We start from the raw sequence: 12,207 nt of genomic DNA on the forward strand, positions 1-12,207 counted from the left end.
CTCAGGTCCGTTCCGCGAGCAGCCTGGAGCGCGCGTCCTCTGTTGCGGTCACGGTCTCGGCGGGGATGTGGAAATCCCGGTCGTAGTTGAAGGTATGGCCGATCGCGGTGGCGATCAGCGCGATGAAGGAGACGAGCGCCAGCCACCAGATGTACCAGATCATCGCGAAGGCGAAGACGACGCTGATACCCGCCAGGATGACGCCGGTGCCGGTATTCTTCGGCATGTGGATCGGCTTGAAACCAGTCATCGGACGCTCGTAGCCGCGGCTCTTCATGTCGTACCAGCTATCATGATCGTGCACCACGGGCGTGAAGGCGAAGTTGTAGTCCGGCGGCGGCGAGGAGGTCGACCATTCGAGCGTGCGGCCGTCCCACGGATCGCCGGTCGTCTCGCGCAGCTGGTCGCGCTTCAGGAACGAGACGACGAGCTGGATGATGAAGGAGCCGATGCCGCAGGCGATCAGCACCGCGCCGAAGGCGGCGATGACGAACCAGATCTGCAGCGACGGATCCTCGAACTGGCTGACGCGGCGGGTGACGCCCATCAGGCCAAGCACGTAGAGCGGCATGAAGGCGACGTAGAAACCGATCAGCCAGAACCAGAAGCTCACCTTGCCCCAGAAGGGATCGAGCTTGTAGCCGAAGGCCTTCGGCCACCAGTAGACGATGCCCGCCATCAGGCCGAACACGACGCCGCCGATGATGACGTTGTGGAAATGGGCGATCAGGAACAGCGAGTTGTGCAGCACGAAGTCGGCCGGCGGGATGGCCAGCATGACGCCGGTCATGCCGCCGATGACGAAGGTCACCATGAAGCCGACCGTCCAGTACATCGGCACCTCGTAGCGAATGCGGCCGCGATACATGGTGAAGAGCCAGTTGAACATCTTCGCCCCCGTCGGGATCGAGATGATCATCGTGGTGATGCCGAAGAAGGCGTTCACCGAGGCCCCGGAACCCATCGTGAAGAAATGGTGCAGCCAGACGATGTAGGACAGGATCATGATCACGCAAGTTGCGTAGACCATGGAGGCGTAACCGAACAGCCGCTTGCCGCAGAAGGTGGCGACGACTTCGGAAAAGATGCCGAAGGCGGGCAGCACGAGGATGTAGACTTCCGGGTGGCCCCAGATCCAGATGAGGTTGACATACATCATCGGATTGCCGCCGAGGTCGTTGGTGAAGAAGTTCGTGCCGGCGTAGCGATCGAGCGACAAGAGCGCCAGCGTGGCGGTGAGGATCGGGAAGGTGGCGACGATCAGCACGTTGGTGCAGAGCGAGGTCCAGGTGAAGACCGGCATCTTCATGAAGGTCATGCCGGGCGCTCGCATCTTGACGATCGTGGCGATCAGATTGATGCCCGAGAGCGTCGTGCCGACGCCGGCCACCTGCAGGCCCCAGATGTAATAATCGACGCCGACGCCCGGGCTGTAGTCGGCACCCGACAGCGGCGGATAGGCGAGCCAGCCGGTGCGGGCGAATTCGCCGACGAAGAGCGACATCATGATGATGATCGCGCCGGCCGTGGTCATCCAGAAGGAGAAGTTGTTGAGGAACGGGAAGGAGACGTCGCGCGCGCCGATTTGCAGCGGCACGACGAAGTTCATGAGCCCGGTGACGAAGGGCATGGCCATGAAGAAGATCATGATCACGCCATGGGCGGTGAAGATCTGGTCGTAATGATGCGGGTTGAGGTAACCTTCATTGCCGCCGAAGGCGATCGCCTGCTGCAGGCGCATCATGATCGCATCGGCAAAACCGCGCAGCAGCATGACGAGCGCCAGCACCACATACATGATGCCGATCTTCTTGTGGTCGACGCTGGTGAACCATTCGCGCCAGAGATAACCCCAGAGCCTGTATTTGGTAATCAGCGCCAGGAGGGCGAGGCCGCCGAGCGCCACGGCGATGAAGGTCACGACGAGAATGGGCTCGTGATAGGGGATGGCTTCGAAGGTCAGCCGCCCGAAGAGGAATTGCGTAAGCGTGGTGTTGCCGAACATGGGTTTCTGCCAGATCTCTTTCAGGGCTTTGCCGGGGTGTCGTTGTTGAGCTGCGCCGGTGCGGCGCTGCCTTGGGAGCCTCCGGGGGCGTTTCCGGGCGTATCGCCCTGCATGTTGTGCATGTCGTGATTCATCGACTGCCCCTGAGGCTCGTTCTGCGACTGGGGTTGCTGAGGATTGTTCACGCCTTCCGCCGGTTCGGGGCTGCGGGCCGGATTGCCGGTGGCAGGGAAGGTGGCGGCGGGAGCCGGCGTGCCATGGGCGGCTTCGCCCGCATGGCGGTTGTCATGCTCCAGCCGGGCACGGTTCTCGTGACTCTCGGTGCCGGCGCCGCCCATCAGGTCGATATGCATCATCTCTTCCATGCACATCTTGCCGGGCGTGGCGCACATGTTGAGCACGGCCCTGTAGAGCCCGTCCTCGACGCTGGCGTAATAGCGCACCGGCTCCTTGGCGCTCGGTTTTTCGAGCTTCAGGTAGGCGTCGCGGTTGAGCGCCGTGCCGTTCTGCTTCACCCGGGCGACCCACTGGTCGAAGCCGGACTGGTCGAGCCCGTGGAACTTGAAGCGCATGTGCGAAAAACCGTCGCCGCTGTAGTTCGCCGAAAGGCCCTCGTATTCGCCCGCCTTGTTGATGACGGCGTGCAGCTTCGTCTCCATGCCGGGCATGGCGTAGATCATGCCGGCGAGCGCCGGCACGTAGAAGGAGTTCATCACCGATGACGCGGTGATCTTGAAATTGATCGGCACGTCGACCGGGGCGGCCATCTCGTTGACGGTGGCGATGCCGTATTCCGGGTAGAAGAACAGCCATTTCCAGTCGAGCGCCACGACCTCGACCGTGATCGGCTTCGTCTCCGGCGTGACGGCGCGTTGGGCGTCCAGCCGGTCGAGCGGCCGGTAGGGATCGAGCTTATGGGTGCTGATCCAGGTGACCGCGCCGAGCGCGATGATGATGGCGAGCGGCGCCGACCAGATGATGACTTCGAGCCGCGTCGAATGATGCCATTCGGGATCGTAGGGCGCGCTGATGTTCGAGCCGCGATAACGCCAGGCGAAGAACAGCGTCAGGAAAATGACCGGCACGATGATGATCAGCATCAGCACGGTTGCGACGACGATCAGGTCGGCCTGCTGCCTGGCGATGTCGCCGGAAGGCGACATGACGACGAGGTTGCATCCGGAAAGCGCCGTCAGGGCCAGGAGAGCAAACAACCGTCCGGCGAATTTCAACTGAGGGGTCATCTCGGGCTCGAATTTGCGTTTTGTCTATTCGGGACTAATCGCGTTCAGGCTCCGGCAGGAATGAGGTCGTTCGTCGCAGTGCAGCAATCTGTCGCAGTGCAACAAAAAACCGCATGGCCTTCCTGACTGCTTTCCTCCATGAACCGGCATGCTCGGCGTCCACGTCCGCCACCCGGCAATCTAGGACTCCGCACCGAGCCGACCAGAGGGCGTGGATGGGAAGACTGTGCGGACAGTCGAATACATCAGGTTTTTTCGGGCTTGTCCTTGATCTCCGCCCCATGTTGATCAACATTTCGGAGACGAGGCGAACCATCGCCAGGAGGAATTCATGACCACGGCCGTCCATTCCGCGCCCCGCCCTGCGGCCCATGGCCCCACATCGTCCGGCCTCGAAAGGGATGCCCGCCGCATTCATGACGACAAGCCGATCTCGCCGGGCAGCATCGCCATCGGTGTGATCATCGGTCGCATGTCGGAATTTTTCGATTTCTTCGTTTACGGCCTCGGTTCGGTTCTGGTTTTCCCGAAGCTGATCTTCCCGTTTGCTTCGAGCCCCGTCGCTGCGACGCTGATGTCGTTCGCGATCTTTCCGCTTGCCTTCCTCGCCCGTCCGGTCGGCTCCTTCGTGTTCATGTGGATCGATAGGAATTACGGGCGCGGCACGAAGCTGACGATCGCGCTTTTCCTGCTCGGCGGCTCGACGGCCTCGATCGCCTTCCTGCCGGGTTACGACACGATCGGCTACTGGGCCGTGGCGCTTCTCGCGCTGTTCAGAATGGGCCAGGGTTTCGCGCTCGGCGGCGCCTGGGACGGGCTCGCCTCGCTCTTGAACCTCAACGCGCCCCCCAACCGGCGCGGCTGGTATGCGATGATCCCGCAGCTCGGCGCGCCGATCGGCTTTGCGCTGGCGAGCATTCTCTTCGGTTATTTCGTCGCCAACCTTTCGGAAGCCGATTTTCTCTCCTGGGGCTGGCGTTATCCGTTCTTCGTCGCCTTCGCGATCAATGTCGTGGCGCTGTTCGCGCGGCTGCGCATCGTCGCCAGCAAGGAATTCGGTGCGGCGATGGAGGCGCAGGAACTGGAGGCCCGGCCGATCTTCGAAATGCTGAGCAAGCACGCCCATGACGTGGTGCTCGGCGCGTTCGCGCCGCTCGCGAGCTTCGCCATGTTCCACCTCGTGACGATTTTCCCCTTGAGCTGGGTCATCCTCACCGGCGGCCAGTCGGCTGCGGAATTCCTCTGGGTGCAGGTGGCCGGCGCGGCCGTCGGCGTGGTCGGCATTGTGCTCTCCGGCCTCATCGCCGACAGGATCGGCCGCCGCAGCCAGTTGATGATCGGTGCTGCGCTGATCGCCGTCTTCTCGTTCTCGGCGCCCTTCCTGCTCGATGCCGGCGGCAAGGGGCAGGACGCGTTCATCCTGATCGGTTTCTTCCTGCTCGGCCTCACCTTCGGCCAGGCTTCCGGCTCGGTCTCGTCGCGCTTCACCCAGTATTACCGTTATACGGGTTCGGCGCTTACCTCCGACCTCGCCTGGCTGGTGGGCGCGGCCTTCGCGCCGCTCGTGGCGCTTGGCCTCGCCACCAATTTCGGCATCATCTTCATCGGCGGATATCTGATCTCGGGAGCGATCTGCACCCTGGTGGCGCTGAGCGTCAGCAAGGCACTAGACCAGACGAGCGAGCCGGGCGGGCGGTAGCCACGCGCTCTTCTCCCCCGCAAGGGGGGAGAAAGACTGTTCTGCGTCGGCTTGCGTTCCTGACGTGGATTACGCAGCCTTCTTCGTGAGCGTCGGGCGCGTTGCCGCAGCCTTCTCGACCATCGCCGTCACCTCGGCGCGTCGGGCGCCGGTCAGTGCCATGCGCGGCATGCGGACGCGCTCGGAGCCGCGGCCCATGATCTGTTCGGCGAGCTTGATCGACTGGACGAGATCGTGTTCGGCATCGAGATGCAGAAGCGGCATGAACCAGCGGTAGATGGCGCGGGCTTCCTCCCAGTCGCCGCGCGCAGCAGCCGCGACGAGCGCCACCGATTCCTGCGGGAAGGCGCTGGTGAGTCCGGAGACCCAGCCCTTGGCGCCGAGCATCAGGCCTTCGAGGGCCACGTCGTCGAGGCCGGCGAAGATGTCGAAACGGTTGCCGAAGGCGTTGTAGAGGTCGGTGAAGCGGCGCGGGTCCGGGGCGCTCTCCTTGACGGCCTTGATGTTCGGCACGCCTTCGAGCTCGCGCAGCACCTCGTTGGTGATGTTGACGCGATAGGCCGGCGGATTGTTGTAGAGCATGATCGGCAGCGAGGTGGCTTCCGCGACCGCCTTGAAATGCGCCACCAGCTCTTCCGGCTTCGGCACGTAGACCATGGCCGGCAGGACCATCAGGCCATCGGCGCCGAGCTTCTCGGCATCCCTGGCATAAGCGACCGCACGGCGCGTGTCGAATTCGGAAACGCCGGTGACGACAGGCACGCGGCCGGCGACCACTTCGACGGCGGCCTTCAGGATCGTGCGCTTTTCGTCCGGATCGAGCGAGTTGTTCTCGCCGCAGGTGCCCATGACGATCAGGCCGTTGACGCCGTCGTTGACCAGCGCGTCCTGCACGCCCTGCGTCGCCTTTAGGTCGACGGAGAAGTCTTCGTTGAATTGTGTCGTGACGGCGGGGAAAACGCCGGTCCAGCCTGTTGTCATGTCAAGAACTCCTCTGGTTGAAGGATGATGCTCGCGCGTCTCACGCGACGGGTTCGGTCGGGCTTTTCGCCGGTTCGGTGAACCATTCCGGCCCGGTTTCGGTCATGTGGATATGGTCTTCCAGGCGAATGCCGAAGCGGCCCGGATAAACGATCATCGGCTCGTTCGAGAAACACATGCCGGGTTCGAGAACCGTGGCATTGCCGCGAACAATATAGGGCTCCTCGTGGATTTCCATACCGAGCCCGTGGCCGGCACGGTGCGGCAGGCCGGGCAGCCGGTAGTCCGGGCCGAGGCCGTGCCCGGCCAGCACCTTGCGGGCCGCATCGTCGAGGCTGCCGCAGGTGGCGCCGAGGCGGGCGGCCTCGAACACGGCCTGTTCGGCCTCGCGTTCGATCGCCCAGGCGGCAGCGAATTCCTTCGTCGGCTCTTCCATCACATAGGTGCGGGTGAGGTCGGAATGATAGCCGTCCAGCCGGCAGCCGGTATCGACCAGCACGACATCGCCCGGCTGGTAGGCCTGGTCGTCATCGGCGCCGTGCGGCAGCGAGGTCGCGACGCCGAAGGAGACGATGCAGAAGGATGAACCGCCGGCCGCGCCGAGCGCGCGGTGCTGCTCGTCGATATAACGCACCACTTCGGAAGCTTTCACGCCCGGCCTGATCATGGCATGCGCGCGGCGATGCGCCTCCAGCGTCAGGCCCATGGCGTATTCGATCAGCGCGATCTCGGCTTTCGACTTGCGCAGACGAAGGTCGCGCACCAGCCGGCCGCCATCGACCAGCCGGTCCTGGCCGAAGACGCCCGCGAGCTGATGGTAGACGAAGAGGGGCAGGGCATCATCGAGGGCGAGCCTGCCTCCGCCGTTTGAAGGCATCAGCGCGGCGACGAGGGCTGCGCTCGACTCGTCCTCCTGCCACACGGCAATCTCCCCCGGCAGATGCGGCAGGCTTTCGACACGGCTCTCCTCGAACCCCGGCGCGATGTAGGTCACCGAATTCGGCGTCACCAGCGCGCCGACGAGGCGCTCGCTCCGGTGCCAGTCGAGGCCGGTGAAATAACGCAGGCTTTCCGTCGAACCCAGCAAAAGGCCGCCCAGGCTGCTTTCCGCAAGCTTCGCCTGCAGACGGGAAAGGCGCTCGCGGCGCTCGTCATCGGTGATCTGCGGGACGGGATGAGACCAGGACATGACCGGTTCCTTTGCGAATAATAGCTCTATACAGTTTTGTATTTAGTTTGTCGACAGGAGCTTGCCGCGCGTGTTTCTTGTGCGCCGCAAAGGGGCAGTCAGCGGAAACGGCCGATGCGGAGGGGTTCTATGTCGATGGACGGTTTCCGGCCGGCGGCGATTTCGGCGACGAGGCGGCCGGTCGCCGCCGATTGCGTCATGCCGAGATGGCCGTGCCCGAAGGCATGAATGACGTTTGGGCTGGCGCCGGACGGTCCGATCACCGGCAGGCAGTCCGGCGTCGAAGGGCGGAAACCCATCCACTGGCGGCCGCCCTCGGTCTTCAGTTCCGGCAGGAACATCTTCGCCTTCTTCAGCATGGCTTCCGAGCGCCTGTAGTTCGGCGCCAGTTTCAGGCCGCCGAGTTCCACGGCGCCGCCGATGCGGATGCCGGTGGAGAGCGGTGTGACGACGAAGCCGTGGTCGTTGAAATAGAGCTGCCTTTGCAGTGGAAAGGCGCCGGCGGGAAGCGTGGTGTTGTAGCCGCGTTCGGTTTCCAGCGGCACGAAATCGCCGAGGCTCGCCGCAGCCGATTTCGACCACGCGCCGCCTGCAAGAACCACGGTTTTCGCCTCCAGCGCCGTGCCATCCGCCAGGATCACGCGAGCGCCCGGGGTGATGGGCTCGATGCGCAGAACATCGCCCTTCCGCATAGCCGCGCCGCGGGAAACGACGTGATCCACCAGCGCCTTGGTGAGCGCGTAAGGATCGCCCACCTGCAGGCCGTCCGCGGAAAAAACGCCGTGACGGATGTGCGGTGCGAGGCCGGGCTGCAGGGTTTCGATCTCGCCGCGATCGACGCGTTCGAATTCGAAGCCCGCCCTGCGCTTTCTTTCCCAGTCCGCCGAGGCCGCGAACAGGCTTGCTTCGCTGTCGTAAAGATCGAGCGTGCCCGTCTGCTTCACCATATGGCCGAGACCGGTGTGCTGGAGGACATTCAGCCATTCGCTGCGGGCGAGCGGCATGATCTTCGCGTGGACTGCGACCGTACGCTCGAAATTCGCCTGGGCGCTCGCCCGCCAGAGCCGCCAGAGCCAGGGCACCATGTTGAGCGCGTAAGCGGGCGGCAGGCTGAGCGGCCCGAGCGGATCGACCAGCCATTTCGGCGCCTTGCGCATCATGCCCGGCGCGGCGATCGGGATGATTTCCGGAAAGGCGAGAATGCCGGCATTGCCGCTGGAGGCACCGCGCGAAACCTCGCCGCGTTCGATGAGCGTTACTGCCCGGCCGTCCTGCTGCAGGTAGTGCGCCGCCATGGCGCCGATGATGCCCGTGCCGATGACGAGAGCGTCGATCGAGGAATTGGTCATGGAGTCGGTCCTGGAGAACTGTATGCGTGGGTTATTGCGCCGAGAGATCGATCGGATTGCCGAGATCGCGGGCGACATAATCCTGGATCTGCCTGACGATCTGCGCCGCGTGCCTGATGGCGAGTTGATCGGCAAGCTGGACATTGCGGCTCTCGATCGCCGCGATCATCTCCTCATGCTCATCCACATACTGGCGCGGCAGGCGGTCGTCGAAGGTGCGGTAATAAAGGCGCAGAATGCGCCGGCCCTCGTCGAGAAGCCGCGCGAAGAAGGTCGTGTAATACGGATTGCCGGCGAGGTCCGCGATCGCCACATGGAATTCGCGGTTGGCCTCGATCATCGCGAACGCGTCGCGGGCCTCGACGGCGGACGTGAACTCCTTCTGCCGGCGGCGGATTTCCCCCATGGCGCCCGGCGCGCCGTGCATGGCGGCACCTCGCGTGGTGACGCGGTACATCAGCGTCAGCGCATCGAAATAGGTCGGCAGCGATGCGAAATCGATCGTCGCGACGATCGTGTTGCGGTTCGGCAGCGTCGTCACCAGGCCTTCGCCGGAGAGCCTGAGCAGCGCCTCGCGGATCGGCGTGCGCGACATGCCGAACCGGTCCGACAGGCGCACCTCGTCGAGCGGGCTTCCCGGCGGGAGCGTCATGGCCAGGATTTCCCGGCGCAGGATCGTATAGACGCTCTGGGTGCCGGAGCCGCGCACGCGGGCCGGTTCCTGAGCAGGGTTGTCGTTTTCCGCCGTATCGCTCGCTGCCATGCGTTCCCCTGTTAAAAGTGATGGGATCAAGATTGCACACGATTTGTCGACAGGAAATCCCCCTGAGACTTTTTGTGTGGCCCGTTCTGTTCTTTCCGGACCTGCCCGTGTCGAAACGACGCAAGCGGGGGGCGTTCGGCATATGGGATATGCTGGTGCAGCCCGGCTCGCGCTATGCTCCCATCGACCTCTTCCGACCCCGTCTCAGGGAAGCTGCCGATGAGCCGACCCCCGACCATTCTCGTCATTAATCCGAGTTCGTCCATCCCCATGACCGAGGCGATTTCGACAGGGCTCGACCGGTTCCGCCTGCCCGGCGGACCGGCGATCGAATGTTTCGGGATCGCGGAAGGACCGGAATTCATCATGACGGAGGAGGATATCCTCCGCTGCGGACTGCAGGTGGGGGAGGTCGTCGCGAGCCGGCCGGATGCGGCGGCGATCGTCATCGCCTGTTACGCCCAGCCCGGGCTTCATCATGCCCGCACGCTGACGAAGGCGCCGGTGATCGGCATCCAGGATGCGGCGGTTCTGACGGCCATCGGCATGGCTGACCGTTTCGGCGTCATCGCGCTTTCGAAGGCCTCGGTCGCCCGGCACATGCGCAACCTCCGCTGGCTCGGCGTTGAGCACCGGCTGGCCGGCGAGGTGGTGCTGAAGCGGGAAGGGGAGGGGGATGATGCGCTGTTCGCAGGGCTCGTCGCGGCGGGCGAAGAGTTGAAGGCAAAAGGCGCCGAAGTGGCGATCTTCGGCTGCTCCGGCTTCCCGGCCCATCGGGCGCGGCTCGAAGAGGCACTCGGCATCCCGGTCATCGACCCGACCCAGACCGCGATCGGCGCCGCGCTCGGTCAGGTGCTGCGTTCGTTTTGATTCTCGCAATTCCAGATATTTGAAGGGAGGGATCGTCCCAGCCTTGGTGACGTTTCCTATTCTGCTGCCGCAATAGAAGCATCGGCTGATTTTGCAACCAGATTCAGCCGGTAACCAAGTGCATCGGCAACTTTGGCGATCGTGCCGAATTCGGGATTGCCTTCGCCGCTCAAGGCTTTGTAAAGCGCGGGACGGGTGAGGCCTGTAGTGCGGGACAGCTCGGACATGCCGCGCGCCCGAGCCACTACGCCAAGCGCGCGGGCGATGTGATTGGGGTCGCCTCCTTCGCTGGCGGCTAGCAGATATTCCGCGATGGCTTCCTCGCTGTCGAGAAATTCGGCGGAGTCGTATACATAGGTCTCAAGTGGCATTGCCTCAGTCCTTCAATTGTTTCGCCAGTTTCTTGGCGGATATCCTGATCCTGGGTGCTTTTGTCGCCACCGCAAAGCAGTACGTAAACGACCGCTCCGTCGCGGAGGAAATAGACCCGGTAACCGGGTCCATAATCGATGCGCAATTCGCTGATCCCCTCGCCAACTGGCTTGACGTCGCCGGGATTGCCGCCGGCCAGCCGGTCGATGCGGTCAGCGATGCGGGCTTGGGCACGGAAATCTCGGAGCTTTTTAATCCAGTCCGCGAATTCGCGGGTCCGCCTGATCGTGAACATGGCTTATTGTAATCTATGGAAGACAATTTTCAAGGTGACCCTGATCGAGCTACCTTTTCGTCATATCCACCGTCAGAGTGCTGGGAAATCTACCGCAGCCGGTGCTCCAGACGGCTGATGATCCGCACGAGCGGCCATAGCACGACGAGATAGATGCCGGCGGCGAGGATCAGCGGCGAGGAGTTGTAGGTGAGCGATCGGGCAAGGTCGGCGGAGTGGAGCAGTTCCGGCACCGAGACCACGCTGGCGAGCGTCGTCAGCTTCACCAGTTCGATCGTGTTCGACAGAAGATCCGGCAGCACGTTGCGCACCGCCTGCGGAAAGGTGACGTAAAGAAAAGTCTGGGCCGCCGTCATTCCGGTGGAGCGGGCCGCTTCCACCTGCCCCTTAGGCACGCTTTTCATGCCGGCGCGGAAGATCTCGCCGAAATAGCTCGAAGCATTGAGGAAGAAGGCGACGCTGATGGCGGCGAGCGCCGGCACCTGTATCCCAAGGAAGGGGATGCCTGCATAAACGAAGATGATCAGCACCAGCGGTGGAAAGGAGCGGAAGAAATCGATCGCGACGATGGTCGGCCAGCGGACCGCGCGATGGCCGGACGTGGCGAGCAGCATGGTGCCGATGCCGCCGGCGACGCCGATCGGGATCAGCACGGCGCAGAGGAGGGCGGTCTGGTAAAGGCCGGCAAGGATCATCGGCCAGACGCGGGCCATGACCTGAAAATTGAAGAACTCCTGGGTGAGCATCTCCATGTCAGTGGCCTCCCCACTGATAACGCCGTTCGAGAAGCCGCGAGGCGACGATCAGCGGCGCGAAGACCAGCACGTAGAGAAAGGCGCCCATGGTGAGCGGCGTGGCGTTGGAGGACATGGAGAGCGCCGAATTCGCCTGGCCGAGGATCTCGTTGACGCCGATCGCGCTGCCGAGCGCGAGGTTCTTGGTGATCGAGATCGTCCGGTTGGTGAGCGGCGGGATGGCGAGCCTGACCGCCTGCGGCAGGATGACGTAAAACAGCGTCTGGCCGAAACCCATGCCGGTCGAGCGCGCCGCCATCCACTGGCCGGGCGGAACCGAGGTGATGCCCGCCCAGAACACCTCTTCCGAGAAGGCGGCCAGCACCGCGCCGAGCGAGATCCAGAGAACCACGAGGCTCGGCAGCACGATGCCGACATTCGGCAGGCCGAAGAAGATCACCAGGATGATCGCGAGCGGCGGCAGCGCCCGAAAGATATCGACGAAAAGGATGATCGGGATGTTGATCGCCCGGATGCCGAGCGTCCGGAGCGAGGCGAGCAGCATGCCGCAGACGATGCCGGTCACCACCACCGCAAGGCCGGCAAGGATCGTCACCCACAGGCCTTCGAGGATCATCGGCCAGTAGCGCGACGCCACGTCCGCGTTGAAGAAGGTGAAGACGAAGCGGTCCCAGGCGTCCATGAA

The 12,207-nt window shown here is 63.6% G+C and carries 11 protein-coding genes and 1 pseudogene; 2 read left to right on the plus strand and 10 right to left on the minus strand.

Annotated elements, in window-relative coordinates:
- Position 1: 1 nt before the first annotated feature.
- Together cyoB and cyoA are read right to left on the minus strand one after the other, a co-directional pair.
- Entirely contained in the window at positions 2-2,005 is a 2,004-nt protein-coding gene (cyoB, locus tag DMO26_RS16580; protein WP_117193258.1) for a cytochrome o ubiquinol oxidase subunit I, read from the minus strand.
- Between the two features lie 20 nt (positions 2,006-2,025).
- Entirely contained in the window at positions 2,026-3,249 is a 1,224-nt protein-coding gene (cyoA, locus tag DMO26_RS16585; RefSeq protein ID WP_117193259.1) for a ubiquinol oxidase subunit II, read from the minus strand.
- Between the two features lie 331 nt (positions 3,250-3,580).
- Between cyoA and DMO26_RS16590 the strand changes: the two genes are divergently transcribed.
- Positions 3,581-4,948, plus strand: coding sequence for an MFS transporter (locus DMO26_RS16590; protein ID WP_117193260.1), 1,368 nt, complete (start codon positions 3,581-3,583; stop codon positions 4,946-4,948).
- A gap of 69 nt (positions 4,949-5,017) precedes the next feature.
- Here the strand turns inward: DMO26_RS16590 and DMO26_RS16595 are convergent, their stop codons facing one another.
- The 4 genes from DMO26_RS16595 to DMO26_RS16610 form a co-directional block, all read right to left on the minus strand.
- Positions 5,018-5,929, minus strand: coding sequence for a dihydrodipicolinate synthase family protein (locus DMO26_RS16595; protein ID WP_117193261.1), 912 nt, complete (start codon positions 5,927-5,929; stop codon positions 5,018-5,020).
- Between the two features lie 40 nt (positions 5,930-5,969).
- Positions 5,970-7,118 (minus strand): M24 family metallopeptidase, encoded by a 1,149-nt coding sequence (locus tag DMO26_RS16600; RefSeq protein WP_117193262.1) that lies wholly within the window; start codon positions 7,116-7,118, stop codon positions 5,970-5,972.
- 98 nt (positions 7,119-7,216) lie between these two features.
- Positions 7,217-8,467 (minus strand): NAD(P)/FAD-dependent oxidoreductase, encoded by a 1,251-nt coding sequence (locus tag DMO26_RS16605; protein ID WP_117193263.1) that lies wholly within the window; start codon positions 8,465-8,467, stop codon positions 7,217-7,219.
- 31 nt (positions 8,468-8,498) lie between these two features.
- Positions 8,499-9,230 carry a GntR family transcriptional regulator gene (locus tag DMO26_RS16610; protein ID WP_117193264.1) on the minus strand — a complete coding sequence of 244 codons (732 nt, stop codon included), beginning with the start codon at positions 9,228-9,230 and terminating at the stop codon, positions 8,499-8,501.
- Between the two features lie 219 nt (positions 9,231-9,449).
- Between DMO26_RS16610 and DMO26_RS16620 the strand changes: the two genes are divergently transcribed.
- Complete coding sequence (locus DMO26_RS16620; RefSeq protein WP_162894938.1) at positions 9,450-10,100, plus strand: aspartate/glutamate racemase family protein; 651 nt, start codon at positions 9,450-9,452, stop codon at positions 10,098-10,100.
- Between the two features lie 56 nt (positions 10,101-10,156).
- Here the strand turns inward: DMO26_RS16620 and DMO26_RS16625 are convergent, their stop codons facing one another.
- The 4 genes and pseudogenes from DMO26_RS16625 to DMO26_RS16640 all read right to left on the minus strand — a co-directional run bounded on the left by DMO26_RS16625 (position 10,157) and on the right by DMO26_RS16640 (position 12,204).
- Positions 10,157-10,471 (minus strand): addiction module antidote protein, encoded by a 315-nt coding sequence (locus tag DMO26_RS16625; protein ID WP_117193267.1) that lies wholly within the window; start codon positions 10,469-10,471, stop codon positions 10,157-10,159.
- A gap of 4 nt (positions 10,472-10,475) precedes the next feature.
- Positions 10,476-10,767 (minus strand): annotated as a pseudogene (locus tag DMO26_RS16630) (type II toxin-antitoxin system RelE/ParE family toxin).
- Positions 10,768-10,856: 89 nt separating this feature from the next.
- On the minus strand, positions 10,857-11,519 hold the full coding sequence (locus tag DMO26_RS16635; RefSeq protein WP_117193269.1) for an amino acid ABC transporter permease: 663 nt from the start codon (positions 11,517-11,519) through the stop codon (positions 10,857-10,859).
- A 1-nt stretch (position 11,520) separates the two neighbouring features.
- A complete protein-coding gene (locus DMO26_RS16640) occupies positions 11,521-12,204 on the minus strand; it encodes an amino acid ABC transporter permease (RefSeq protein WP_117193270.1) in 684 nt (227 codons plus the stop codon).
- Positions 12,205-12,207: the final 3 nt, after the last annotated feature.

Source organism: Rhizobium terrae, from assembly GCF_003425685.1.
Lineage (GTDB): Bacteria > Pseudomonadota > Alphaproteobacteria > Rhizobiales > Rhizobiaceae > Neorhizobium > Neorhizobium terrae.